Source organism: Streptomyces sp. NPDC048211 (assembly GCF_043202315.1).
GTDB lineage: Bacteria > Actinomycetota > Actinomycetes > Streptomycetales > Streptomycetaceae > Streptomyces.
Map to the genome: position 1 here is coordinate 603,152 of NZ_JBIDAD010000004.1, position 25,327 is coordinate 628,478.

A 25,327-nucleotide genomic window follows, 5' to 3' on the forward strand; every position below is an offset into this window, starting at 1 on the left:
CGCACCAGTCTGACCTTCCGGCAGCCGGGGCGTCAGCCGTTCCGCCACCCGGTGGGGGTGTACCTACCACCACCCCCGTGACCTCGCCCTACGTCACGCGGAGAGGGGGTCCGGGCGGCTGGGGAGGCGGGAGCTGAATTCCTAGATTCAGAGGTGCCAGGTCCGACACTCACCCCAGGGGGCGAACACGCCATGAGGCTCAATCTCGCGGCACGTATCGGTGTGTGGAGCGCACACCATCGCAAGACTGCCGTTCTCGGCTGGCTTCTCTTCGTCGTCCTGGCCGCGGGCATCGGCGGCGCGTCGGGCATGGTCGAGATGACGAACGCGGAGAACGGCGCCGGCGACTCGGCCCGCGCCGAGCAGATCCTGTCCGACGCCGGCCTCAGCCACCGGGCGGGCGAACTCGTCATGGTGTCCTCGAAGGAGCCCGACGGCTGGCGGACGGCGGCGCGGGAGCTCTCCGCGGCCATCGCCAGGACCGGCGAGGTGACCGACCTCGCACCGCCGGTCGCCTCCGAGGACGGCAGGGACGCACTGATCACCTTCGGGATGAAGGGCGACGCGGCCACCTCCGCCGACCGGGTGCAGCCCGTCCTGGACGCCGTGACCGGGGTCCAGGAGAAGCGGACGGACGTCACGGTCCACCAGTTCGGCGAGGCCAGTGCCGGGAAGTGGCTCGGTGACCTGCTCTCCGAGGACTTCAAGAAGGCCGAGTTCACCGCCGTACCCCTCGCCCTCGGCATCCTGCTGGTCGCCTTCGGGGCCGTCGTCGCGGCCCTGCTGCCCGTAGGACTCGCGCTCACCGCGTGCATGGCGGCCTTCGGACTGCTCTCGCTCGCCAGCCACCAACTGCACCTGTTCCAGACCACGTACTCCGTGATGTTCCTGATGGGCTTCGCCGTCGGCGTCGACTACTGCCTCTTCTACCTGCGCCGCGAACGCGACGAGCGGGCTGCGGGACGCGACGCCGAGACGGCGCTGCGCATCGCCGCGGCGACCAGCGGCCGGTCGGTGCTCGTGTCGGGGCTGACCGTCATGGTCGCGATGGCCGGCATGTTCCTGTCCGGACTCCTGCTGTTCAAGGGTTTCGCCCTCGCCACGATCCTCGTCGTCTTCATCGCCATGATGGGCTCCGTGACGGTCCTGCCCGCGCTGCTGTCCTGGCTGGGCGACCGGATCGACGCCGGACGGGTGCCGCTGCTGAACCGACGCGACAAGAGGGGCAAGAAGGAGAGCGGCAGGATCGCCGGCAAGCTGCTGCGGCCCGTCCTGGCCAAGCCGAAGTTCTTCGCCGCCGCCTCGGTCGTCGTCCTGCTGGTGCTCGCCGCGCCCGCCCTCGGCATGAAGACCGAGTCGCTGGGCCTGGAGAAGCAGTTCGGATCGGACTCCCGGCTTTCGGTCGCCTACCGCCACATCAGCGAGACGTTCCCCGGCGGCCCCGCACCCGCCCAGGTGGTCGTCGAGGCGGACGACATCGAGGCACCGGCCGTGCGCAAGGCGCTCGCCGGCTTCGACAAGGTGACCGTCCACCGGGCGCGGAACGTCGCGGAGATCGAGGTACCGCTGCCCGGCGGCGAGGCCGGCCTGTCCGCACTGAGGGAGGACCGGCTGCCGGCCGCGTTCGACGGCACCGGTGCCCACGCCTACGTCACCGGTGAGGTGGCCGGGTCGGTGGACTTCAACGACCAGCTGAAGCGCGGCATCGCGCCCGTCTTCCTCTTCATCACCGCGGTGACCTTCCTGCTGATGCTGTTCTGCTTCCGCAGTTACGTCATCGCCGTGACGTCGATCCTGCTCAACCTGCTCTCGGTGGCCGCCGCCTACGGTGTGATGACCGCCGTGTTCCAGCACGGCTGGGGCGCCACGCTGATCGGTTCGGAGGGGGTCGGCGCGATCGAGTCCTGGATGCCGCTGTTCGTCCTCGTCGTCCTGTTCGGGCTCTCGATGGACTACCACGTCTTCGTGGTGTCCCGGATCCGCGAGGCCCATGGCCGGGGGCTCTCCACCCGGGCCGCGATCGACGAGGGCATCCGGCGCACGGCCGGTGCGGTGACCGGTGCGGCCGTGATCATGGTGGCGGTGTTCTCGGTCTTCGGGACGCTGTCCATGCAGGACATGCAGCAGATGGGCGTCGGCCTGGCCGTCGCGGTCCTGCTGGACGCCACGATCGTACGGATGGTGCTGCTGCCCTCCGTGATGGCGCTGCTGGGCGAGCGGAACTGGCGCACCCCGCGCGGTCTGCGCCGGCTGCCGAGCCCGGACCACGGCGAGCCGGAGCCGGAGCGTGCACCCGCGGCGGCCCCGGTGACGCACGGCTGATCCCGTACGAACGCACGTGGGCCCCGGCTGCGGTACGTACCGCAGCCGGGGCCCGCTCCGTGTGCGGTCAGGGCGTGTACTTGTAGCCGACGCGCCGCACCGTCTGGATCGACCGGCGGTGTTCGGCGCCCAGCTTGCGGCGCAGCCGGGCGATGTGGACGTCGACGGTGCGGCCGTCGCCCACATGACCGTAACCCCAGACCGTGGTCACCAACTGGTCGCGGGTGTGCACCCGGTGGGGGTGCGCCACCAGATGGGCGAGGAGCTCGAACTCCAGGTAGGTGAGGTCGAGCGTGTTCCCGTTCACCGCGGCGGTGCGCTGGACGGAGTCGATCCGCACCGGCCCGGCTCCCGAGTCCTCCAGGACCTCGGGGACCACGTACTGGGCGGCCGCGGCCGCGATGGCCGGCTGCTGGTCGGCGGGGACGAGCACCAGATATCCGACCATCGGCGGCCGGCCCGGCAGTGCGGGCAGGGTGTGCTGCGGTGCGGGCAGCCAGGTCGCGCCCGGAGTCAGGAACGCGGAGACGTCGGCCGGCCGGACGACCTCGTCCGGAGCGACGGCGCGCAGCCGGTGACGGTTGGGGGAGGGGGGACGGGAAGGGGCGGTCGCAGCGGTCGCCGACGGCGCTGCGGTGGCAGCGAGTGCGGCGGAGAAGGTACGAGTGTTCGCCATGAGGGTCAGCTCTTTCGCGCGAGGGAGTCGTCTGTGGACGGACTTGCTTCGTGCGCGCGGACCGAAGACCGGGGTGAGCGGTGTTAGAGGGCCTGCGCGTTCCACGCGCGGCAACACACCCGGTCGAAGTCGTGATGCTGACGGGAAGGCCAGAACGGCTCGAGGTCGCTGCGACCTGTCGAGGTGTGCTGGATGCTGGCCATACCCCCATTGAACCAGAGAACGGGCCGGGGGAGCAGACCTCTCTCACCCGTCGATACGGACCCTTTGCGTTACCTTCCTCACCCGTGCCGGACGGAAGGCTGGCCGGGGCGGTCCTCAGCCCACCAGCCGCTTGCGCCAGTCCAGTCCGGTCAGTTCGATCGCCCGGTCCGGCGAACCGTCCCACTCCACCGTCAGTCCGGCTTCCCCCAGCACGGCCGCCACCTCCCGGCCCACCGCCGCGGACGTCTCCGCGGACCCGTCGAACCCGCCGTAGTACAGGGTCAGTCCGTGCCCGGCCGTGGCGCTCTCCGTACCCTGCAAGTGGAAGAAGACGAAGCCCCGCGCGTCGCCCCGACCTTCGGCGTGGATCTCCCCGAGTCCGCACGACCGACAGCAGGTGAAGTGCTCCCGAGCGGTGATTCCGCGCCCGTCCAGCACGGCGAAGGCCCGCTCCAGCCGGTCCGGGTCGGTCACGTCCGTCCACCGCTGCTGCTCCTCGACCCGCTCCAGCCACAACCGCTCCACCAACTGGCGTGCCTGCGCGAGGGATACCGGATGCACGCCGTCCTTCACGAGGTAGTCCTCGGCGGACTCGGCGAGGTCCGCCACGGTGCCGTACCCGCAGCGGAGCAACTCCCGTACGCGCGCCTCCAACTGCTCGCGGATGCCGGCCGCGATCTCCGGTACCGGCTCCGGTTCCGGCAGTCCGGCGCTCTCCCAGCCGATCCCCGCGTCCCACCCGGGCTCCCGGCGGGCCCAGCGCGCCATCAGGGCGGCGACCTCCCCGGGTGTCTCGACCAGGGCGCGGACATGAGTGGCGGCGCCGCCGGCGCGGTGCTCCACGTCGTACGCCCCGCCGGCCTCGTGCCACACCTGGATGAACGTGCCCGGGATGTCCGGTATCCGCTGCACGACCAGGAAGCGGTCCCCGGTCATGCCGATCCGGTGCACCAGGTCGCCGAGCTCCTGGTCCGAAAGGCGGGTGTGGTGCTGCTGGTTCTCGGTCGCGACCTTGATGTCGAGCATGCGAGCAGCCTGGCACACGGCACTGACAGTGCCCGGGGTGCGGCAGCGGCAGCGTCGGGGGAGGCGGCATCGAGAGGGGCCGGGGACGCGAAAGGGCGCCCGACGGATGACCGTCGGGCGCCCTTCGTGCGGACCGTTGCCGCGGCGGGACTCAGACCTGGTCGGCCTTCTCCAGCGCGGTGCAGCAGGTGTCGACGATCAGCCGCGTGACGACGTACGGGTCGACGTTCGCGTTCGGACGACGGTCCTCGATGTAGCCCTTCCGGTCCTGCTCGACCTGCCACGGGATACGGACCGAGGCGCCGCGGTTGGAGACGCCGTAGCTGTACTCGTTCCACGGGGCGGTCTCGTGCAGGCCCGTCAGCCGGTCGTCGATGCCCGCGCCGTAGTTCTTGACGTGGTCCATCGGCTTCGAGCCCTCGCCCAGCGACTCGCACGCGGTGATGATCGCGTCGTAACCCTCGCGCATCGCCTTGGTGGAGAAGTTGGTGTGCGCGCCGGCGCCGTTCCAGTCGCCCTTGACCGGCTTCGGGTCGAGGGTCGCGGAGACGTTGAAGTCCTCGGCGGTGCGGTAGAGCAGCCAGCGGGCGATCCACAGGTGGTCGGAGACCTCCAGCGGGGAGACCGGTCCGACCTGGAACTCCCACTGGCCGGGCATGACCTCGGCGTTGATGCCGGAGATGGCCAGGCCGGCCTTCAGGCAGTTGTCGAGGTGCTTCTCGACGATCTCCCGGCCGAAGATCTCGTCCGCGCCGACGCCGCAGTAGTAGCCGCCCTGCGCGGCCGGGAAGCCGCCCTCGGGGAAGCCGAGCGGCCGGTGGCCGTCGAAGAAGGTGTACTCCTGCTCGATGCCGAAGATCGGCTCCTGGCCGGCGAACTGCTCCGCGACCGGCCGCAGTACGGCCCGCGTGTTGGTCTCGTGCGGGGTCATGTCGATGTGGAAGACCTCGCACAGGACCAGGACGTCGTCACCGCCGCGGATCGGGTCGGGGCAGGTGAAGACCGGCTTCAGCACCCGGTCGGAGGCGTGGCCCTCGGCCTGGTTGGTGCTCGACCCGTCGAAGCCCCAGATGGGGAGCTCCGCGACGTCGGACGAGGGGGTACCGGGCATGATCTTGGTCTTGGAACGGAGCTTGGCGGTCGGCTCGGTGCCGTCGATCCAGATGTACTCAGCCTTGAACGTCACGGAAGCCATCCTTTGGGGGTGCTGCGGTCTATGCAGCGCAGCTTCGCAAGGCGCGATTTCCCGACCGTTGCCCTCGTGTGAACCCCGTGTTACCGAGGTTTCCTGCGTAAGACGGGAGCGCCGTGGGGTGCCGTCCGCCGGCCGCGGTGCCCTGGCGGCGAGCGGAAGCCGGCGCCCCGGATTCCGGCTGCCGGTGCGCCCGAGGACAGCCGTCGGAGGCCGGTCCCGGCCCCGTCGTATACAGGTCCCGGGGGGCTCCTCCTCGTCCCGGGAGGGCCGGTTGCCCGGGCCGGCCGGGAGCACCGGCACACTGGTCCCATGACGACACCCGAGACCCCTCTGCGTATCGGCCTGGTCGGTACGGGCCCCTGGGCCCGCATCACCCAGGCCCCCGCCCTCGCCGCCCACCCCGGCGTCGTGCTGAGCGGGGTGTGGGGGCGGCGGGCCGAGGCGGCCGGGGAACTGGCCGGTGCGCACGGCACCACCGCGTACACCGGTGACGCGGGGCTCGACGAGCTCTTCGCCGCGAGTGACGCGATCGCCTTCGCCCTGCCGCCCGATGTCCAGGCCCCGCTGGCGGCCCGCGCCGCGGCGGCCGGCTGCCATCTGCTGATGGACAAGCCGGTGGCCACGACCGTCGAGGGTGCGCGTGAGGTGGCCGAGGCCGCAGAGCAGGCCCGGGTCGCCTCGATCGTCTTCTGCACCCTGCGGTTCGCGCCGGAGACGGCGGCCTGGATCGCCGAACACGGCGCGACGGGCGGCTGGTTCACCGCTCACGCCGAGTGGATCGGAGCCCTGTGGGCACCGGGTGCGGAGAGCGAGTTCGGAGCGTCCCCCTGGCGCCGGGAGAAGGGCGGCCTGTGGGACGTCGGCCCGCACGCGCTCTCGGTCCTCATCCCGGTGCTCGGCGACGTCACCGCCCTGACCGCGGCCCGCGGCCCGGCCGGCACCCACCACCTCGTCCTGAACCATGCCTCCGGTGCCTCCAGCACGGTGACGCTCACGCTGGCGGCGCCGCTGGCGGCGGCCGGGGTGGACATCCAGCTCAGGGGCGAGCACGGCATCGTCGGCCTGCCCCGGTGGGAGGGCGCCGTCGGGGCGTTCGGGGCGGCGGTCGACGCGCTGATCGCATCGGTGCGTACGGGGGAGGCGCACCCCTGCGACGTACGGTTCGGGCTCCGGCTGACGGAGCTGCTGGCGGACGCCGAGGCGCAGGCAGGCGCCTGAGCGGAAGCGGCCGGCCGGGGCCGGCGCGACACCCCTCATGGGCGATCCGCGCCGCCTCTTGGGCCCGGTCGCGCCGACACCGCGGCGTGGAAACCGAGCAGAAACCGCCGTACCGCGGCGACCTCGGCCTCGTCGAACTCCCGCAGCAGCGCCTCGGCGCTCCCGATCATCGGTCCGAACGCCGCCCATCCCAGCTCCACGGCCTGCGGGGTCACGGACAGCAGCACCCGCCGCCGGTCCCGGGCATCGCGGGTGCGCGTCAGATGCCCCAGGCGCTCCAGCCGGTCGATGAGCGAGGTGGTGCCCGCCGAGTTGAGTCCGAGCTCGGCGCCGAGCCGGCCGGCCGTGGCGTCGGTCCCGTTCCGCTCGGCGTCGAGAAGACAGACCAGGGCTCGTACGTCCGTCGGATGCATGCCGTTCCGGGCGGCGAATTCGGCCTGACGCAGTCCGAATTCGACTGTGACCCTACGCAGGAGATGGACGATCTCCCGCTCGGCTCCCTGCTCGCCCATGTGCGGCTCCTCGCTCCATTATCTCGCTCGGCGAGATAATATCCCCGTGACGGAGTCCAGGGAGCAGCCATGACACCCACCACGTCCGCAACCGGCACGGCGGCGTTCCTCGCGGCCTACGACGAGGTTCTGGCTGCCCTGTGGCCCGACGGAACCGCCTCCACGCAGATCCTCACCCCGTACGGCACGACCCACCTCAACAGTTACGGTCCCGAGGACGCCCCGCCCCTGCTCCTGCTGCCCGGCGGCGGCGCGACCTCCACCGTCTGGTACTCCCAGGCGGCCGCACTCGGCCGCACCCACCGGGTCCACGCCGTCGACCTCGTCGGCGAGCCGGGCCGCAGCACGGTGGGGGAGCGCCGGATCCGCACCGTCGAGGATCTGCAGAGCTGGCTCGACGCGGTGCTGGACGCCCTGGGGGCCGGACCGGCCGCGCTCTGCGGTCATTCGTACGGCGGCTGGATCGCCCTCCACTACGCCCTGCGCGCACCCCACCGCGTCCGGAGCCTGACCCTCGTCGACCCGACCGGCTGCTTCGCCGGCTTCCGCCCCGGTTACCTTCTGCGCGTGCTCCCGATGCTGCTGCGCCCCGACGCCGCACGGACGCGCGCCTTCCTCGCCTGGGAGACGGGCCACGCCCCGCTGGACCCCGTCTGGCTGAGGATGAGAGAAGCGGCGGCGGGTCTCCCCTGGGCCCGCCCGGTCACCGGGCCGCGCCCCTCGCCCGAGGCCGTGCACGGACTCGGTGTACCGGCCCTGGTCCTCCTCGCCGGGCAGGGGCGTGCCCAGGACGCGGCGCGGGTGGCCGCTGCCGTCGACCGGCTGCTGCCGCAGGCCGGGACCGCCGTTCTGCGCGGCGCCTCCCACCACGCACTGCCGCTGTACGGGCCGGTGGCGGCCGAACTCAACCACAGGATGGCGGAGTTCCTCGCAGCCGCCCGGTAGTTCCGCCGCCCGGCAGTTCCGGCGCACGCGCTCCGGCGCGCGTTCAGCGACCCAGTGCGTCCCGGACCGCCTCGTCCGTGCGCGCCACCACGGCCGTGCCGTCCTGCGCCGTGATGATCGGCCGCTGGATCAGCTTCGGGTGCTCGGCGAGGGCGGTGATCCAGCGCTCCCGGGTGTCCGCCTCGCGTGGCCACTCCTTGAGACCCAGCTCCTTCGCGTCCGCCTCCTGCGTCCGCGTGATGTCCCACGGCTCCAGCCCCAGGCGGTCCAGCACGGCCCGGATCTCGTCCGGCGACGGCACGTCCTCCAGGTACCGGCGGACGGTGTAGTCGGCACCTTCGGCATCGAGCAGCGTCAGTGCACCGCGGCACTTGGAACAGGCGGGATTGATCCAGATCTCCATGGGGCCAAAGGTACGCGATGGACCCCCGAAAACCCCTCTGGCCAGGGGCGATTGTCAGTGGGGGGCAGTAAAATGGGGGTAGTTCGTGAGGGTTCCACCACCGCTCCAGGAGGTTGCCAATGGCCGTAGCCGCAGTCACGACCAAGCCGCTCCACACACCCCTGAAGAAGAAGTCGCTCCCCGCCGGCCGTCCCCGTGAGTGGTACGTCTCCCACAACCGCCGGCTGAAGGCGATGCGCCTGGCGATCGCCCTGCTCGACACCGGCGTCTACCACCCGTCGAGCGCGAGCAACGCCCGGATACGCACGGCGGCCGAGCGCCTCGCCATCCACCCGCCGTCCGACACCACCTGCCGCATGGTCCGCGCGCTGATCCGCTACGGCCGCTGAGACCGGCCGCCCGCCGAGGAACGCGCCCCCGGGAGCCCGGGGGCGCGTTCGTGTCTCAGAACCCGTTGCACGCGGCGGTGGCGAAGGATCCTGAGGCCCTGGCCGTGCGACGGGTGCCGTCGTCCACCGTCACCGAACAGGCCACGTCGCCGCCCGACTTCCCGAGGGTGACGACGAACGAACCACCGCTCATGAATCCCCTGGTGTCCAGCTCCCCGGCCCAGGGCAGGCTCCGCAGGGTCAGCCGCCCGGTCGACAGCTCATCGCCCTTCCAGGTGCTGTAGGTCAGTGTCACGTCCTCGGCGGCGCCGGTGACCTCGTACCGGATGTGCACGGTGCGCGAGCCCTCCGCCGAGACCTCGCGGGCCAGCACCGCGGAGACGGCGCCGACGCCGAGGGCGAGCAGCACGAGGATCATCAACAGCACCCACGGCCACAGCCGCCGCCGCCGCTGCGGAGGCGGCGGGGCCGGTGCGCCGGGACCGGTCTGCTCGCTCATCCCCCCAGCCTCGGTGGTCCGGGCCCCGTCCGCGACCCCACCGCCCCCGCCGGCTCACCCGTCCGGCCTACACCGCATGCGCCCCCATCTGCCGCCCCCTTGACTTGGGGGCGACGGACGAGTGCTGGGAGGCACGATGACGAGGCGAGGCGTACGGGGTGCGAGTGCGGTCCTGGTGGCGATGACGGTGGCGTTCACGGCATCGGCGTGCTCGGACGACGGGGACAGCGCGTCCAGCACGGTGTCCAAGGCGGCGTCGGCGGCCTCGTCCGTCGCCTCCCAGGGGGCCGACGTGGTCGCCTCGGCGACCGCCGCCGCCGGGGACAAGCTGAACAGCTTCAAGGACGGTGTGAACGCGGGCGGCGACGTGAAGGCGGGCGCACCCGCCACCGACGAGGACGGCCGCGTCACCTCGAAGATCACGGTGAAGAACGGCACCGGCTCGTCACAGTCGTACGCCGTGCAGATCAACTTCAAGGACCCGAGCGGCAATCTGCTCGACACGGTCGTGGTGACGGTCGACGATGTGGCCTCCAAGGGGACCAAGGACGCCACCGCCCGCAGCAACCGCAAGCTCGACGGGGACGTGAAGGTCGAGGTGGGCCAGGCGCTGCGGCACTGAGCCCGGGCGACGGCCGCGGACGGAGCGGCGGCGCCCGCCCCGGCACGCCGCCGTACCCGCACCGACTCACGGGAGAACACCTCATGAGGATCCATCTGACCAGCGTCTTCGTCGACGACCAGGCCAAGGCCCTGCGCTTCTACACGGACGTGCTGGGCTTCGTGAAGAAGGCCGATGTCCCGGTGGGCCGCGACCGCTGGCTGACGGTGGTCTCACCGCAGGCCCCGGACGGGACCGAACTCCTGCTTGAGCCCGACGGCCATCCCGCGGTGAAGCCGTACATGACGGCCCTGGTCAAGGACGGCATCCCGGCCGCTTCCTTCGCCGTGGACGACGTCCCCGCGGAGTTCGCCCGCCTGCGCGGACTGGGGGTGCGCTTCACCCAGGAGCCGCTGGAGATGGGCCCGGTGACGGTCGCGGTGCTGGACGACACCTGCGGCAACCTGATCCAGATCGTGCACAGCGCGTGAGGGCGGGTACGACGCGGTAGTCCCGGACCGGGTCCGGATACGCCGACGAGGGCTCCACCCCGTACTGCGGGGTGGAGCCCTCGTCGTTCTGTCCGCGTCACCTCAGGGCACGGGCCGGGCGGTGCGCACCGGCCGGGCCCCGCCGCCTAGAGGTCGAAGTACAGCTCGAACTCGTGCGGGTGCGGGCGCAGCTGGATCGGGGCGATCTCGTTCGTCCGCTTGAAGTCGATCCACGTCTCGATCAGGTCGGACGTGAAGACGCCGCCCGCCAGCAGGTACTCGTGGTCCGCCTCCAGGGCGTCGAGCACGGCCGGGAGGGAGGTCGGGACCTGCTGGACGTTGGCGTGCTCCTCGGGAGCCAGCTCGTACAGGTCCTTGTCGATCGGCTCCGGCGGCTCGATCTTGTTCTTGACGCCGTCCAGGCCGGCCATCAGGAGCGCCGAGAAGGCGAGGTACGGGTTGGACGACGGGTCCGGGGCGCGGAACTCGACGCGCTTGGCCTTCGGGTTGGAGCCCGTGATCGGGATGCGCATCGCGGCGGAGCGGTTGCGCTGCGAGTACACCATGTTGACCGGGGCCTCGAAGCCGGGGACCAGGCGGTGGTAGGAGTTCACCGTCGGGTTGGTGAAGGCCAGCAGCGACGGGGCGTGCTTCAGGATGCCGCCGATGTAGTAGCGCGCCATGTCCGAGAGGCCCGCGTAGCCCTGCTCGTCGTAGAACAGCGGGTCGCCGCCGGCCCACAGGGACTGGTGGACGTGCATGCCCGAGCCGTTGTCACCGAAGATCGGCTTCGGCATGAAGGTCGCGGTCTTGCCGTTGCGCCAGGCGACGTTCTTCACGATGTACTTGAAGAGCATCAGGTCGTCGGCCGCGGCGAGCAGCGTGTTGAACTTGTAGTTGATCTCAGCCTGGCCGGCGGTGCCGACCTCGTGGTGCTGGCGCTCGACCTGGAGGCCGTTCTTGTCCAGCTCCATGGAGATCTCGGCACGCAGGTCGGCGAAGTGGTCGACCGGCGGGGTCGGGAAGTAGCCGCCCTTGTACCGGACCTTGTAGCCGCGGTTGTTGTCCTCCGAGCCGGTGTTCCAGGCGCCCGCTTCGGAGTCGATGTGGTAGAAGGACTCGTTCGCCGAGGTCTGGAAGCGGACGTTGTCGAACACGTAGAACTCGGCCTCGGGGCCGAAGAACGCGGTGTCGGCAATGCCGGTGGAGGCGAGGTAGGCCTCGGCCTTCTTGGCCACGTTCCGCGGGTCACGGCTGTACTGCTCGCCCGTGATCGGGTCGTGGATGAAGAAGTTGATGTTGACGGTCTTGTCGCGGCGGAACGGGTCGACACGGGCGGTCGACAGGTCTGCGCGCAGCGCCATGTCGGACTCGTGGATGGCCTGGAAGCCGCGGATCGAGGAGCCGTCGAAGGCGAGCTCCTCGTTCGGGTCGAAGACGGCTGCCGGGATGGTGAAGTGCTGCATCACACCGGGCAGGTCGCAGAACCGGACGTCGATGAACTTGACGTCTTCGTCGGCGATGTACTTCTTCACGTCGTCGGCGTTCTGGAACATCCAACTCCTCCTACTCCCGGCCCGGGAGGGACGGGGTTGCAGCTCGTTGTGTGGCCAGTGCGGTGGCACACGCTGGACCCGACCATAGGCAGACCGGATTTCTCAAGCATGACCCATTTGTTTCGCCGAAGTTAACCGGGCCGGGTGTGAGCGGCACCTCGTGTCCGGCGCGACGGCCGGTTCCGGGCGCGTTCCGGGCCGGTTTCGGCGCGATGTCCGGGGCCGTGGCGGCCCCCGCCCGGCAGGGGCCGCGGGCGGGCGCAGTACCGTGGTCGGGTGGACAATAGGCAAGCAATCGGATCGTGGCTCTCCGGGCCGCGCGCGGCCGCCGAGGAGATGGGCGCCGACTTCGGGTACCGGGGCAAGCGGCTCGGGCTTCCCGAACAGGGGCCGGGCGCCGTCGCCCCGCTCGGCCGGCGCTTCGGCGCGGTCTTCGTCGACTGGGCGCTGTGCATGCTGATCGCATACGGGCTGTTCGCTCGCGGTGACCAGCAGGCGGCCGGGAACTGGGCGCTCGGCATCTTCCTCGTACTGAGTGTGCTCACCGTCGGCACCATCGGCTGTACGCCCGGCAAGCGCCTGCTGGGCATCAAGGTCGTCGCCGAGGACGGCGGGCGCCTCGGGCTCGGGCGGGTGCTGGTGCGCAGCGTGCTGCTGTGCCTGGTGATCCCGGCCCTGGTCTGGGACCGCGACGGCCGCGGACTGCACGACCGGCTGGCCCGCGCCGTTCAGATCCGTATCTGAGCGACGGCGAAGGCCGTCCCTCCCCGAGGAAGCGGGTCACCGGGGCCCTTCCCGCGAGGGGGCAGGGTAGCCAGGCCCCTCCACGAGGAACAGGCCACCGAGCCCCTCCCCGACGAGCACAGCACCGACGACAGAGGGCGGGTCGCGAACCCGGTGGTTCGCGACCCGCCCTCTTCGTGCGTTCTCTCAGTCCGCTCAGCGCATCTTTCCGCCGCGCGGCATCCGCATGCCCTTCGGCATGGGGCCCTTCGGCAGCGGCATGTTGCTCATCAGGTCGCCCATCGCGCGCAGCCGGTCGTTGGCGGCCGTCACCTGCGGGCCGGACAGGACGCGCGGCAGCTTCAGCATCTTGGTGCGCACCTTCTTGAGCGGCACCTGGCCCTCGCCGTTGCCGACGATGATGTCGTGCACGGGTACGTCGACCACGATGCGGGCCATCTTCTTCTTCTCGGCCGCCAGCAGGCTCTTCACCCGGTTCGGGTTGCCCTCGGCCACCAGCACGATGCCCGCCTTGCCCACGGCACGGTGGACGACGTCCTGGCTGCGGTTCATCGCGACCGCCGGCGTCGTGGTCCAGCCACGGCCCACCCGGTCCAGCACGGCCGCCGCTGCGCCCGGCTGTCCCTCCATCTGCCCGAAGGCAGCCCGCTCGGCACGCCGCCCGAAGACGATCGCCATCGCGAGGAGGGCGAGCACGAAGCCCAGGATGCCCACGTAGATCGGGTGGTCGATCAAGAAACCGATCGCGAGGAGGACACCGAAGGTGACGATTCCCACACCCGCGACGACAAGACCGATCTTGGAGTCGGTCCGCCTGGTCATCTTGTAGGTCAGGGCGATCTGCTTGAGCCGCCCCGCGTTCTCGGCGCTGTCCGCGCCTTCAGTGGTTTTTGCCTTCCTCGCCATGCAATGAAGTTTACGTGGCCTAGGAACGGTGGTCGGCCACGGCCTCCAGTACGTACTCGGACTCGACCCGGTCCTTGGCCCGGCGGCGGTCCTCCAGGACGGCCGTCCAGGCGTTTCGGCGGGCGGTGCGCTGGCCGCTGCTCAGCAGCAGCGACTCGACGGCGCGGAGGGCATCGGTGACGGACGGAAGGGCGGTGGCGCGTACCGGCACGGCCTGCATCGTGGAAGTCCCCTCGGAACGGATGCCTCACCGGACGGTGCCCGGTGGGCGGAGTGTGCTGCGCGGACTGGATATGGGGCGCAGGGGCGGCAATGGCAGGCGGTGCCTCTCCCGGAAGTCTCCGCCCCCGTCGGGGCGGACGCTGCCGGTCACGGCGCCGGAGCCACTGCGCTGCGTGCATCCAGGGTCACTGCTTGGTGTTACCAGCGCATGACCGGTCGGTCAAACACCAATGAAACCTTGATATGGGCGCCGCGCACGCCGACGCGGCCCATACGCGCCTCCGACCTGCGAGGAGCGCATGGGCCGCGTCGAATCAGCCATTACTTCTCAGTAGCTTCTTGTGCCCGGATTCACACGGACCGCGTTACGCGGACGGCGCCGGGGCCACCGCACCGCGCCGCTCCATCGCCTGCTGGAACAGCCGGCCCGCGCGGTACGAGGAGCGCACCAGCGGACCGGACATCACGCCGGAGTAGCCGATCGCGTCGGCCTCCTCCTTGAGCTCCACGAACTCGTGGGGCTTCACCCAGCGCTCGACCGGGTGGTGGCGCGGGGTCGGCCGCAGGTACTGCGTGATCGTGATGAGCTCGCAACCCGCGTCGTGCAGGTCCCGGAGGGCCTGGCTGACTTCCTCGCGGGTCTCGCCCATGCCGAGGATGAGGTTGGACTTGGTCACCAGGCCGGCCTCGCGGGCGCGGGTGATGACCTCCAGGGAGCGCTCGTAGCGGAAGCCGGGGCGGATCCGCTTGAAGATCCGCGGCACCGTCTCCACGTTGTGGCCCAGCACCTCGGGGCGCGAGGAGAAGACCTCGGCGAGCTGCTCGGGCTCGGCGTTGAAGTCGGGGATCAGCAGCTCCACCTTGGTGTAGCCGCCCTCCCGCTCCGCCGTCTGCGCGTGGATCTGGCGCACGGTCTCGGCGTACAGCCAGGCGCCGCCGTCCTCCAGGTCGTCGCGTGCGACGCCGGTGATGGTGGCGTAGTTCAGGTCCATCGTGACGACCGACTCACCGACACGGCGGGGCTCGTCGCGGTCCAGCTCCTGCGGCTTGCCCGTGTCGATCTGGCAGAAGTCACAGCGCCGGGTGCACTGGTCACCGCCGATGAGGAACGTGGCCTCGCGGTCCTCCCAGCACTCGAAGATGTTGGGGCAGCCGGCCTCCTGGCACACCGTGTGCAGACCCTCGCTCTTCACGAGCTTCTGCAGCTGGTTGTACTCGGGGCCCATCTTCGCCCGGGTTTTGATCCACTCGGGCTTGCGCTCGATGGGGGTCTGGCTGTTCCGGACCTCAAGGCGCAGCATCTTGCGCCCGTCGGGTGCGACAGCGGACACTCCGGCACTCCCCTTTGCTTTCGCTGCATTGGATTCTTCGGCGAACACCAGGGTACGCCCGTAGTTCAAACGGCTTTACGTCTACCCAACCTGTAGCCGGCAGGGCCTATTCCCGGAGGGGTGCTCCGAGAGTCATGCCGTGGCCACGGCATCGTCCTTGCGCTCGACGGTACGCGGGGCGAGGTGGGCGTTCTCCAGGATGTCCCGGAGGTGCTTCTCGGCGACCGGGAGCACGTCGGCGATCGTGATCTCGCGGCCGAGTTCGTAACTGAGCGACGTGACGCCGGCGTCCCTGATGCCGCACGGCACGATCCGGTCGAACCAGGTGGTGTCCGGGTTCACGTTGAACGAGAAGCCGTGCATGGTGACGCCCTTGGCGACCCGGATGCCGATCGCGGCCAGCTTGCGGTCCTCGCGGCGCTGGCCGGCGTTGGAGGGGGCGTACTCGGGGCCGTTCAGCCGGGCGTCGAACTCCTCGTCCTGCAGCCGCGGGTCGAAGTCGAGCGAGAGACCGCCGATCGCCGGACGCTCCTCGACCGGGTCGCCGAGCACCCAGACACCGCTGCGGCCCTCGACCCGGCTGGTCTCCACGCCGAACTCGGCGGCGGTGCGGATCAGCGCGTCCTCCAGGCGGCGGACATGCGCGACGACGTCCACCGGGCGCGGCAGCTTCTGGATCGGGTAGCCGACCAGCTGGCCGGGACCGTGCCAGGTGATCTTGCCGCCGCGGTCCACGTCGATGACGGGGGTGCCGTCCAGGGGACGCTCGTTGTCGGCCGTGCGCCGGCCCGCCGTGTAGACGGGCGGGTGCTCCAGCAGCAGACAGGTGTCGGGGACGGTGTCCTCGAACCGTGCCGCGTGCACCTCGCGCTGCTTCTGCCAGGCCTCCTGGTAGTCGACGGCGTTCTCGCCGAATCCCAGACGGACGAACCGAAGCTCAGTCACGACAGCAGCCTCTCTACTTGCGGTGCCGGGCCCGGGGATGTCCCCGCCGTCACGTCACCATGCACCGAATCGCGCCTCCGGCCACTGTACGACCGGCGTCGGAGCGGGGGCCCGGCAGGTGGTTCCCGTCAGCGCCGCCCTCAATCCTCACACGATCGGATGAATGTGAAGCGAAGGTGGCCGGGGTCGCCCCGGGGGCCGCTAAATTCACGCCGTTCCCCAGGGCCTGCCCAGCACCGCGACGCCGCGGGGAAACGTCAGAGCAGGCCCCAGGGACTGCCCGCCCGGCCCCGAAGGCAGGAGACCGTACAGCTGATGTCGGAACGACCCCCGCAGCGCACCCCCAACCGCCGACTCGCCTCGCTCATCACCGAAGCCGGGTTCTCCAACGCCGGCCTCGCCCGCCGGGTGGACCAGCTCGGTCTCGAACACGGCCTCGACCTGCGGTACGACAAGACCTCCGTGACCCGCTGGCTGCGCGGGCAGCAGCCCCGGGGCACCACCCCCGCGCTGATCGCCGAGGTCTTCACCCGGCGGCTCGGCCGCCGGCTCTCCGCGCAGGACCTGGGCCTGGACGCCTGCGCCCCCGTCTATGCCGGCCTGGAGTTCGCGGCCACCCCGGCCGAGGCGGTCGACATCGTCAGCGGGCTGTGGCGCAAGGACTCCGGCAGCCATGCGGAGCTGCGGAAGATCGCCTTCACCCCGGCGGGGCTGGTCGTCCCCAGCCGGGACTGGCTGATCGGGCGGGCGGACGAGTGGGTGGGCCGGGCGGGCGAGGCCGGCGCGGTGGCGGGCGGTGCCGGGAGGGCGCACGGGAGCGCCCAGCCGCACGCCGGGCCGCGCCCGGCGTCCGGACCGCAAGCGGTGTACGGCAGCGCGGCGAACGGGCAGCACGGCGGCGTGAGCGGCCTCACCGGACCCGGCGGCGGGTTCGTGCCCGGGGTGCCCGAGCAGGGCGGCTCGCCCGGGCACGGCGTCCGGCACGGCCTCCGAGGGCCCGCCCCGTCCCGGCCCGCCGGCCCGCACGCTCCCGGCGGCGCCCCGCCGTCCCCGGGCGCCGGAGGCAGCGGCGTTCCCCGGCAGCGGCAGACCGAGCGGGGCTCCGGACAGCGGGTCGGCAGCGGTGACGTCGCCGCCCTGCGCTCGGTCGCCGAGCTCTTCCGCACCCTGGACAACGCCTACGGCGGCGGCCACGCCAGACAGGCCCTCGTCCGGTACCTGGAGCACGAGGCGGAGCCGATGCTGCGCGGTACATACGGCGAGGTCACCGGGCGGCGGCTCTTCGCGGCCGCCGCCGACCTGACCCGGCTGGCCGGCTGGACCTCGTACGACATCGCGGCCCACGGGCTCGCCCAGCGCTACTTCGTCCAGGCGTTACGGCTGGCCCAGGCCGCGGGCGACCGGGCCTACGGCAGCTTCGTCCTGATCACCATGAGCCGGCAGGCCGTCTACCTGGGCCACGGCCGCGAGGCGGTACAGCTGGCACGGGTGGCCCAGCAGGGCGTCGGCTCCGCCGCGCCCCACGCCGTCCTGGCCCTTCTGCACGCCGTCGAGGCGCGCGGTCACGGCGTTCTCGGCGAGGCCAAGGCGTGCGTGGCCTCGCTCGCGCGGGCGGAACGGGCGCTGGAGGCCTCCCGCCCCGGCGACGAGGTGCCGCACTGGGCGCGCTACTTCGACGAGGCCCAGCTCGCCGACGAGTTCGGGCACTGCCACCGCGACCTCCAGCAGTACCGGGCCGCCGCACAGCACGCCGAACGCTCGCTCCAGCTGCGCGCCCCGGCGTACGCCCGCAGCCGGCTGTTCTGCCGGGTGGTACTGGCCTCCGCCCGGCTCGGGCTCGGCGAGCTCGACCAGGCCTGCCGGCTGGGCGCGGAAGCCGCGCAGCAGGCCGCCGAGATGCGGTCGGTGCGCGCCACGGAGTACGTACGGGACTTCGAGCGGCGCCTCGAACCCTTCCGCGACGCCGCCGCGGTCCGCGGCTACCGCGAGCGGGTGGCCGCGCTGGGATGAGGCCGCGCCCGGCGGGCGCCGCCCCGGCCCGGTCCCGGCAGCGGCTCCGGATCGGGTGTCGAATGTCCCCTCCGGCTCGCGACGCCTGGCGCGGCCCCTCGCCGCGTTGCCGGGGCCGCCCGAGTACGCCCGGTACGCGGGCGGCCCTCCGCCTTGCGATGCACCTCACCGGACGTCGCGAGCCCGCCTCAGGGCGGACGACGCTCCTTCCGGAACACCCCCTACGCCGCCTCGGGGAGCGCCGTGGTGTTCTCTCCGGCGGGGCGCACCCCCAGGTCGGTGAGGATCGCCCCGGCTGCGCGACGACCGGAGGACAGGGCTCCCTGGACCGTGCCGGTGTCGCGGTGGTCGCCGCAGACGTACAGGCCGGCGAGCAGCCGGACCGGGCGCTGCGGGTCGTGCGGGGCCACCATCGCGGGCACCGCCTCCGGATCGTGGTGGGTGGCCAGCAGCTCCCAGTCGTCGGTGGGTGTGCCGTAGAGCGTCGCGAGGTGCGCGCGGACCGTGCGGTCCAGGTCGGCCGGCGGGGTACCGAGCACCGTCGAGCTGATCAGGACCCGGCCGTGCGGGGCGCGCGCCGGATCCACCTCGCTCATCACCGCGGTGTGCGTGACCGGCCCCGAGCGGTCGGCGTCCAGGAGCAGTGAGGCGCCGGTCGGCGGGGGAGCGGGGGCGGTGTGGTGGAGCACCGTCACCGGGTGGAAGGAGGGCACGTGCAGACCGGGCAGCAGTTCGGCCGAGGCGCTCGCACCGGTCGCGAGCAGCAGGGAGCGGCAGCCCAGTTCGCCGTGTTCCTTGGTGCGCACCGAGGTGATGTCCGCCGCAGTGACGTGCACGCCGGTCCGCACGGTGCCGGGCGGCAGCGTGGCCGCGAGCAGTCCGGGCAGCGTGGCCGAACCTCCCGACGGTACGCAGAGCCTGCCGCTCGCGTAGTCGCGCAGCGCGAGATCGGCGCACCGGCTCGACGTGATGAGTGCGGGGTCGCTGAGCAGGGCGGTGAGCAGGGGGCGCACGAAACCGTTGAGCGTTCTTGAGGACAGGCCCCGGCCGGACAGGGCGTCGAGCGCGGCCCGTTCCGGCCGGGCCAGGATGCGGGCCCGGGGGGTGGCCGCGAGCCGGGCCAGCGCCGCGCCGAGCCGGGCCTGGTCGATCGCCCCGCCCATGGCGCCGGTGAGGCTCCCGCCCAGGGGCGCCCGGGGGGCGCTTGCGAGGGCGCGCGCCGCTTTGAGTGCGCCCCGCGCGCTGCGTGCGCCCCGGGGGCCGCGTATCTCCCCGGTCCGGTAACGGCGGCCCTCGCTGTGGGCGAGTACGCCGGGATCGAAGTTCCGCAGGACGAGTCCGCCGAGCCCCGGTGTCGCGTACAGCTCCTGATGTGAGGTGGTGAGAAGCGGCCCGATGTGGTCGAGCCGGAAGCCGTCCACCTCGTCGGTCATCATCCGGCCGCCGACCCGGGGGCCGGCTTCCAGGACGCTGACGCTGACTCCCGCACTGGTCAGTAGGTGGGCCGCTGACAGGCCGGCGATCCCGGCCCCGATGATGACGACGTCCGCGTGCTGTGCCGTGCTGAGCACATGCCCCTCCCCGGGTCGGCGCAACTGGTGGGAGGCTCTTGCCCTCAACAGGCCACCGGAATGCGCGCGTTCGGCATGAGGCTAGGAGGGTGGCCGGATCGCGCGCAGTCGCGCGCGACCCAGGGCACCGGTGCATGGGGTCGCACATCCGTCTGAATTCGGCGACGGGGGGCGGCTCCTGGGGTGCGGGGTCAGCGCAGAGCAGCCCGGATGGCGGCGTCGATCCCGGGGAAGGCGAAGGCGAACCCCGAGTCCAGCAGCCGCCCCGGCAGCACCCGCTGACTGCCCAGCACGTCCTCGGAGAACTCACCCAGGGCGATCCGCAGCGCGGGCGCGGGAGCGGTGAACAGGGTGGGCCGGCGCAGCACCCGGCCCATCGCCGCCGTCACCTCGCCGTTGGTGACCGGGTCCGGACCCGTCAGATTCACGGGTCCGGACAGCTCCGGCGTGTCCAGCACATGCCGCAGCGCCGCGATGTGGTCGTGCAGCGCGATGAAGCTCCAGTACTGCCGTCCGTCGCCGAGCCGGCCGCCGAGACCTGCGCGGAACAGCGGGAAGAGCCGCCCCCAGGCGCCGCCCTCCCGGGCGACGACCAGTCCGGTGCGCGCGTGCACGGTCCGCACACCGGCCTCCTCCGCGGCGGCCGTTGCTTCCTCCCACTCCACGCACACCGACGGCAGGAAACCGTCACCGGGCGGTGCGCCCTCGTCGACCGCACGGTCCCCGGTGTCGCCGTAGAAGCCGATCGCCGACCCGGACAGCAGCACCTTGGGCGGTACGTCCAGCGAGGCCACGGCCTCGGCGATCGCGCCCGTCCCCAGCACCCGGCTGTCCCGGATCTCCCGCTTGTACGCGTCGGTCCAGCGGTGGTCGCCGACCCCGGCCCCGGCGAGATGGACGACTGCGTCGCAGCCCACCAGCCCGGCCACGTCCACGTAACCCCGTCTGGGGTCCCACTCGACCTCGTCGCCGGACCGCGCCGGGTGCCGGACCAGCCGGACCACCTCGTGTCCGTCGGCCCGCAGCGAGCGCACCAGCGCCGCTCCGATGAGTCCGGTCGATCCGGTGACAGCGATACGGGAGTGCGGCATGGAGCCCATCCTGCCCCATGGTTCACGCGACACGGGGCGTGGCACAGTGGCGCCCATGGCTGAGCCCTCCCTCTTCACCGCGTTGCCCGTCCGACACGCCGTTCCCGGGGACGGCCCCGCTCTCGGGGAGCTCGACCGCGGCACCTGGTCGACGCTGCACGAAGTGATGCCCCGTCCTCAGCCGCCGTACCAGCCGTTCTTCGACGACCGGCACCGGCCGCAGGACGTCCTGGTGGCCGAAGCGGTGAACCGGACGGGCGAGACGGTCATCGCCGGCTACGTCCGCGTGGTGCCGCCCACCCCGTTGGTCTGCAACGCGCATGTCCGGCAGATACAGGGACTCGCCGTGGCCGGCTGGGCGCGGGGCCGGGGCGTGGGACGCTCGCTGATACGGGCCGCGTGCGGCCACGCACGCGGCGAAGGAGCGAACAGGATCACCCTGCGGGTGCTGGGGCACAACAGCCCCGCCCGCGCGCTGTACGCCTCCGAGGGCTTCGCCGTCGAGGGCGTGCTGCGCGGCGAGTTCTTCCTGCACGGGCGATACGTGGACGACGTGCTGATGGGCCGCCCGCTCAGCCCGTGACCGGGCCGGAGCCCTCGTGACTCACGCGGCGCCGAACCGCTGCCACAGCGCGGGCAGCCGCGCCGCCAGGGCCGCGTCGTCCTCGAAGCCGAACGGAGTGCCCTCCGGCTCGGCGGCCTGGGGCGGCAGCCCGAGGTCCGGCGCGACCACCCCGGTGAGCTGCTCGTACGCCTCGTCGGCTGCGTAGCCCAGCTCCTCGGCGTCGCCGTCCAGTTCCTCGTCGAAGTCGTCGAGGAGCTCGGCCAGACTGTCCGGATCGTGCACCGCGCCCTCGAAGACCTCCCGGCCCTGGCCGATCAGCCAGCAGCGGAAGTAGTCGAAGGCGTCGTCGCTCGCTCCGCCGAGCAGCACACTGGCGGCGGCCCACAGGTCCCAGCGGTACGCGCGGTTGTAGCGGGCCTCGAAGTGCCGGGCGAAATCCAGCACGGAATCGGGATCGAGCTGCACCAGCCGTTCGACGAGCAGGTCGGCATGGTCCTCGGGGTCGCCGTCGGCGGCCTCGCGGGTGCTGTCGACCATCTCCCAGAATTCCGTCTCGTCCATCACGGGTCCAGCATCTGCCCCGGGGACGGCCGATGCACGCCCAGACGCCGAAATGAAGCCTTACGGCCTCACTCATCGGCCGGGCTCGAAAAGATGTCCTCACGTGCCCGCCGGGGCCGCTGACGGCGGCGGTGGCGAAGTCCGTGCAGCGGTGCGGGGCGAGCCCGCCCGGTGGACGGGGAGGAGCCGCTGCCGGAGCGGGGCACCCGCATGCGAAAGGCGGCGGCAGGGTGTCCCTGCCGCCGCCTTCGGGGCCGTCAGAGCCCGTAACGCTCGCGGGCCTCCTTGACCGCCGACGCGGGCACCTCGCCGCGGCGGGCCAGCTGGGCCAGGGCCGCGACCGCGATCGACTGGGCGTCGACGCCGAAGTGGCGGCGGGCCGCGTCACGGGTGTCGGAGATACCGAAACCGTCCGTGCCGAGCGAGGTCCAGTCCTGCTCCACCCACTGGCTGATCTGGTCCGGCACCTGGCGCATCCAGTCGCTGACCGCGAGGACCGGGCCCGGTGCGCCTTCCAGCGCCTGGGTCACGTACGGCACCCGCAGCTCACCGCGGAGCAGCGCCTCGTCGCACTCCAGCGCGTCCCGGCGCAGCTCGCCCCACGAGGTGGCGGACCAGACGTCGGCCGTGACACCCCAGTCCGCGGCCAGCAGTTCCTGGGCCTCCAGGGCCCAGTGGATCGCCGTACCCGAGGCCATCAGCTGCAGGCGCGGCGCGTCCGCCTTCGCGGGCGTGCCCTCCTTGAAGCGGTAGAGGCCCTTGAGGATGCCCTCCTCGACGCCTTCCGGCATCGCGGGCTGCGGCTTCGGCTCGTTGTAGACCGTCAGGTAGTAGAAGACGTTCTCGGCCTCGGGGCCGTACATCCTCCGCAGACCGTCCTGGACGATGACCGCTATCTCGTACGCGAACGCCGGGTCGTAGTTGAGCGACGCCGGGTTCGTGGACGCGATCAGGTGCGAGTGGCCGTCCGCGTGCTGGAGACCCTCACCGGTCAGCGTCGTACGGCCCGCCGTGGCGCCGACGACGAAGCCGCGGCCGAGCTGGTCGCCGAGCTGCCAGAACTGGTCGCCCGTGCGCTGCCAGCCGAACATCGAGTAGAAGATGTAGAACGGGATCATCGGCTCGCCGTGCGTCGCGTACGACGTGGAGGCGGCGATGAAGTCGGCCATGGCACCGGCCTCGGTGATGCCCTCGTTGAGGACCTGGCCGTCCTTGGCTTCCTTGTAGTACATCAGCTGGTCGCGGTCGACCGGGTCGTACGTCTGACCCAGCGGCGAGTAGATGCCGGCCGACGGGAACAGCGCCTCCATGCCGAAGGTGCGGGCTTCGTCGGGGACGATCGGAACCCAGCGCTTGCCGGTCTCCTTGTCCCGCATCAGGTCCTTGGCCAGACGGACGAAGGCCATCGTGGTGGCCAGTTCCTGCTTGCCGGAACCCTTCTTCAGCGCGGCGAACGCGCGCTCCTCGGGCGCGGGCAGCGCCACGGCGTGCACCCGGCGGGCCGGGGCCGGGCCGCCGAGCGCGGCACGGCGCTCCTGGAGGTAGCGGACCTCGGGGGAGTCGGCGCCCGGGTGGCCGTACGGCACCAGGCCCTCGTCCAGCTTCGAGTCCGGGATCGGCAGGTCCAGCAGGTCGCGCATGGCGCGGAACTGCTTGCCGTCCAGCTTCTTCATCTGGTGGTTGGCGTTGCGCGACTCGAAGCCGGGGCCGAGCGTGTAGCCCTTCACCGTCTGCGCCAGGATCACCGTCGGCGCACCCTTGTGCGCCAGGGCCGCCCGGTACGCCGCGTACACCTTGCGGGCCTCGTGGCCGCCGCGCGAGGTGTGGAAGCACTCGGCGATCTTCGCGTCGGTGAGCAGCTTCGCCAGCTCGGCGAGCGCGGGCTCGGTGCCGAAGAAGTGCTGGCGGATGTAGGCGACGTCGCGGGTGGCGTACGTCTGGAACTGCGCGTCCGGGACCTCACGGAGCCGGCGCACCAGCGCACCCGTGGTGTCGAGCTGGAACAGCTCGTCCCAGGCGGTGCCCCAGAGCGTCTTGACGACGTTCCAGCCGGCGCCGCGGAAGGCGCCCTCCAGCTCCTGGACGACCCGGAAGTTGGCGCGGACCGGACCGTCGAGGCGCTGCAGGTTGCAGTTGATGACGAAGGTCAGGTTGTCGAGCTGCTCCCGCGCCGCGAGGGCGAGGGCGGCGGTCGACTCGGGCTCGTCCATCTCGCCGTCGCCCAGGAAGGCCCAGACGTGCGAGTTCGACGTGTCCTTGATGTTGCGGTTGGCCAGGTAGCGGTTGAAGCGCGCCTGGTAGATCGCCGAGAGCGGGCCGAGACCCATCGACACCGTGGGGAACTCCCACAGCCAGGGCAGCCGCCGCGGGTGCGGGTAGGACGGCAGACCGTCGCCGCCCGCCTCCTGGCGGAAGTTGTCGAGCTGCTGCTCGTTCAGCCGGCCGTCGAGGAAGGCGCGGGCGTAGATGCCGGGGGAGGCGTGGCCCTGGATATAGAGCTGGTCTCCGGAGCCGTCCCCCTCCTTGCCGCGGAAGAAGTGGTTGAAGCCGGTCTCGTACAGCCAGGCCGCCGAGGCGAAGGTGGCGATGTGGCCGCCGACGCCGAAGCGGGAGCCACGGGTGACCATCGCGGCCGCGTTCCAGCGGTTCCACGCGGTGATCTTCGACTCCATCTCCAGGTCACCGTCGAAGGCGGGCTCCGCGGCGGTGGGGATGGAGTTGACGTAATCGGTCTCCAGCAGCTTGGGCAGCGCGAGACCGGCGCCCTCGGCGTGCTGGAGCGAGCGCCGCATCAGGTACGCGGCACGGTGCGGGCCCGCGGCCTTGGTGACGGCATCCAGGGAGGCCGCCCATTCGGCGGTCTCCTCCGGGTCGCGGTCCGGGAGCTGGTCGAGCTCGCTCGGAAGCTTTCCTACGGGGTCGGTCATGATCGCCGCCTTCCGGTGAGGAGGGGGGTGGAGAAGTCCCTGACTGGCAGGACAGGGCGATGGGGCCGGTGGGCCCGCGACTGAACTGTAAGGCTCCGATCGATGATCGATCAAAGGATGAAAGGCAAAACTTCTTGATATGAAGAAAGTGGCATGGGGTGCCGCGAAACGGGGCACGGAGTGACGGGATTTATGGGAGGAAAAGGGGCGCTCGACTTCACGGATGAGCGTCACTCACGACACATGCGCATCTCGGCGCACCTCGGCCCCGGGCGCGCGGCACCTTGGGCCGGGGCACGGTGCGCCCCGGCGTCGGGTGCGCGGCGCCCCGGGTTCGGGTGTGCGGCGCCCCGGGTTCGGGTGTGCGGCGCCCCGGGTTCGGGTGTGCGGCGCCCCGGGTTCGGGTGTGCGGCGCAC

The 25,327-nt window shown here is 71.7% G+C and carries 24 protein-coding genes; 9 read left to right on the forward strand and 15 right to left on the reverse strand.

Annotation, left to right across the window (positions count from 1 at the left end):
- Positions 1-192 precede the first annotated feature (192 nt).
- Positions 193-2,322: an MMPL family transporter gene (locus tag ACGFZA_RS18960; protein WP_393680361.1), complete on the forward strand. Its 2,130-nt coding sequence runs from the start codon at positions 193-195 to the stop codon at positions 2,320-2,322.
- A 67-nt stretch (positions 2,323-2,389) separates the two neighbouring features.
- Here the strand turns inward: ACGFZA_RS18960 and ACGFZA_RS18965 are convergent, their stop codons facing one another.
- The 3 genes from ACGFZA_RS18965 to glnII all read right to left on the reverse strand — a co-directional run bounded on the left by ACGFZA_RS18965 (position 2,390) and on the right by glnII (position 5,414).
- Positions 2,390-2,998, reverse strand: coding sequence for a winged helix-turn-helix domain-containing protein (locus ACGFZA_RS18965; protein WP_385288947.1), 609 nt, complete (start codon positions 2,996-2,998; stop codon positions 2,390-2,392).
- 318 nt (positions 2,999-3,316) lie between these two features.
- Entirely contained in the window at positions 3,317-4,228 is a 912-nt protein-coding gene (locus ACGFZA_RS18970; protein WP_393680363.1) for a DUF6891 domain-containing protein, read from the reverse strand.
- Positions 4,229-4,379: 151 nt separating this feature from the next.
- Positions 4,380-5,414 (reverse strand): glutamine synthetase, encoded by a 1,035-nt coding sequence (gene glnII / locus ACGFZA_RS18975; protein ID WP_385288953.1) that lies wholly within the window; start codon positions 5,412-5,414, stop codon positions 4,380-4,382.
- Between the two features lie 318 nt (positions 5,415-5,732).
- Between glnII and ACGFZA_RS18980 the strand changes: the two genes are divergently transcribed.
- The gene (locus tag ACGFZA_RS18980) at positions 5,733-6,641 is read left to right on the forward strand and encodes a Gfo/Idh/MocA family protein (RefSeq protein ID WP_393680365.1); all 909 of its coding nucleotides are present in this window, start codon (positions 5,733-5,735) and stop codon (positions 6,639-6,641) included.
- 35 nt (positions 6,642-6,676) lie between these two features.
- On the opposite strand, the gene ACGFZA_RS18985 is transcribed toward ACGFZA_RS18980, so the two are convergent.
- Positions 6,677-7,153: a MarR family winged helix-turn-helix transcriptional regulator gene (locus tag ACGFZA_RS18985; protein WP_393680367.1), complete on the reverse strand. Its 477-nt coding sequence runs from the start codon at positions 7,151-7,153 to the stop codon at positions 6,677-6,679.
- Between the two features lie 69 nt (positions 7,154-7,222).
- Between ACGFZA_RS18985 and ACGFZA_RS18990 the strand changes: the two genes are divergently transcribed.
- Positions 7,223-8,098: an alpha/beta fold hydrolase gene (locus ACGFZA_RS18990; RefSeq protein WP_385288962.1), complete on the forward strand. Its 876-nt coding sequence runs from the start codon at positions 7,223-7,225 to the stop codon at positions 8,096-8,098.
- A 43-nt stretch (positions 8,099-8,141) separates the two neighbouring features.
- On the opposite strand, the gene ACGFZA_RS18995 is transcribed toward ACGFZA_RS18990, so the two are convergent.
- Positions 8,142-8,501: an arsenate reductase family protein gene (locus tag ACGFZA_RS18995; RefSeq protein WP_385288964.1), complete on the reverse strand. Its 360-nt coding sequence runs from the start codon at positions 8,499-8,501 to the stop codon at positions 8,142-8,144.
- Between the two features lie 119 nt (positions 8,502-8,620).
- On the opposite strand from ACGFZA_RS18995, the gene ACGFZA_RS19000 reads away from it, so the two are divergent.
- A complete protein-coding gene (locus ACGFZA_RS19000; protein WP_385288967.1) occupies positions 8,621-8,890 on the forward strand; it encodes a hypothetical protein in 270 nt (89 codons plus the stop codon).
- Positions 8,891-8,945: 55 nt separating this feature from the next.
- On the opposite strand, the gene ACGFZA_RS19005 is transcribed toward ACGFZA_RS19000, so the two are convergent.
- A complete protein-coding gene (locus tag ACGFZA_RS19005; RefSeq protein ID WP_393680370.1) occupies positions 8,946-9,389 on the reverse strand; it encodes a hypothetical protein in 444 nt (147 codons plus the stop codon).
- A 136-nt stretch (positions 9,390-9,525) separates the two neighbouring features.
- On the opposite strand from ACGFZA_RS19005, the gene ACGFZA_RS19010 reads away from it, so the two are divergent.
- Together ACGFZA_RS19010 and ACGFZA_RS19015 are read left to right on the forward strand one after the other, a co-directional pair.
- Positions 9,526-10,011, forward strand: coding sequence for a hypothetical protein (locus tag ACGFZA_RS19010; protein WP_385288973.1), 486 nt, complete (start codon positions 9,526-9,528; stop codon positions 10,009-10,011).
- An 83-nt stretch (positions 10,012-10,094) separates the two neighbouring features.
- Positions 10,095-10,481, forward strand: coding sequence for a VOC family protein (locus ACGFZA_RS19015; RefSeq protein ID WP_385288976.1), 387 nt, complete (start codon positions 10,095-10,097; stop codon positions 10,479-10,481).
- A 146-nt stretch (positions 10,482-10,627) separates the two neighbouring features.
- Here ACGFZA_RS19015 and glnA read toward each other — a convergent pair whose 3' ends face one another.
- Positions 10,628-12,037, reverse strand: coding sequence for a type I glutamate--ammonia ligase (gene glnA, locus ACGFZA_RS19020; protein WP_326735800.1), 1,410 nt, complete (start codon positions 12,035-12,037; stop codon positions 10,628-10,630).
- Between the two features lie 276 nt (positions 12,038-12,313).
- On the opposite strand from glnA, the gene ACGFZA_RS19025 reads away from it, so the two are divergent.
- A complete protein-coding gene (locus ACGFZA_RS19025) occupies positions 12,314-12,781 on the forward strand; it encodes an RDD family protein (protein ID WP_385289203.1) in 468 nt (155 codons plus the stop codon).
- 195 nt (positions 12,782-12,976) lie between these two features.
- On the opposite strand, the gene ACGFZA_RS19030 is transcribed toward ACGFZA_RS19025, so the two are convergent.
- The 4 genes from ACGFZA_RS19030 to lipB all read right to left on the reverse strand — a co-directional run bounded on the left by ACGFZA_RS19030 (position 12,977) and on the right by lipB (position 16,185).
- Positions 12,977-13,687 carry a DUF4191 domain-containing protein gene (locus ACGFZA_RS19030; protein ID WP_385287975.1) on the reverse strand — a complete coding sequence of 237 codons (711 nt, stop codon included), beginning with the start codon at positions 13,685-13,687 and terminating at the stop codon, positions 12,977-12,979.
- 19 nt (positions 13,688-13,706) lie between these two features.
- Positions 13,707-13,907, reverse strand: coding sequence for a hypothetical protein (locus ACGFZA_RS19035; RefSeq protein WP_136330099.1), 201 nt, complete (start codon positions 13,905-13,907; stop codon positions 13,707-13,709).
- Between the two features lie 367 nt (positions 13,908-14,274).
- Complete coding sequence (lipA, locus tag ACGFZA_RS19040; protein ID WP_385287977.1) at positions 14,275-15,240, reverse strand: lipoyl synthase; 966 nt, start codon at positions 15,238-15,240, stop codon at positions 14,275-14,277.
- A gap of 132 nt (positions 15,241-15,372) precedes the next feature.
- Entirely contained in the window at positions 15,373-16,185 is an 813-nt protein-coding gene (gene lipB, locus ACGFZA_RS19045) for a lipoyl(octanoyl) transferase LipB (protein WP_385287978.1), read from the reverse strand.
- A 315-nt stretch (positions 16,186-16,500) separates the two neighbouring features.
- On the opposite strand from lipB, the gene ACGFZA_RS19050 reads away from it, so the two are divergent.
- Positions 16,501-18,195, forward strand: a complete 1,695-nt coding sequence (locus ACGFZA_RS19050) for a regulator (RefSeq protein WP_385287980.1) — start codon at positions 16,501-16,503, stop codon at positions 18,193-18,195.
- 221 nt (positions 18,196-18,416) lie between these two features.
- Here the strand turns inward: ACGFZA_RS19050 and ACGFZA_RS19055 are convergent, their stop codons facing one another.
- Together ACGFZA_RS19055 and ACGFZA_RS19060 are read right to left on the reverse strand one after the other, a co-directional pair.
- A complete protein-coding gene (locus ACGFZA_RS19055; protein ID WP_393680376.1) occupies positions 18,417-19,766 on the reverse strand; it encodes an NAD(P)/FAD-dependent oxidoreductase in 1,350 nt (449 codons plus the stop codon).
- Between the two features lie 191 nt (positions 19,767-19,957).
- Positions 19,958-20,857, reverse strand: a complete 900-nt coding sequence (locus tag ACGFZA_RS19060) for a TIGR01777 family oxidoreductase (protein WP_393680378.1) — start codon at positions 20,855-20,857, stop codon at positions 19,958-19,960.
- Between the two features lie 55 nt (positions 20,858-20,912).
- Between ACGFZA_RS19060 and ACGFZA_RS19065 the strand changes: the two genes are divergently transcribed.
- Positions 20,913-21,440 (forward strand): GNAT family N-acetyltransferase, encoded by a 528-nt coding sequence (locus tag ACGFZA_RS19065; protein WP_385287986.1) that lies wholly within the window; start codon positions 20,913-20,915, stop codon positions 21,438-21,440.
- 21 nt (positions 21,441-21,461) lie between these two features.
- Here the strand turns inward: ACGFZA_RS19065 and ACGFZA_RS19070 are convergent, their stop codons facing one another.
- A complete protein-coding gene (locus ACGFZA_RS19070) occupies positions 21,462-21,983 on the reverse strand; it encodes a DUF4240 domain-containing protein (protein ID WP_385288021.1) in 522 nt (173 codons plus the stop codon).
- A gap of 257 nt (positions 21,984-22,240) precedes the next feature.
- Positions 22,241-24,910, reverse strand: coding sequence for a pyruvate dehydrogenase (acetyl-transferring), homodimeric type (gene aceE, locus ACGFZA_RS19075; RefSeq protein ID WP_385287989.1), 2,670 nt, complete (start codon positions 24,908-24,910; stop codon positions 22,241-22,243).
- Positions 24,911-25,327 lie beyond the last annotated feature (417 nt).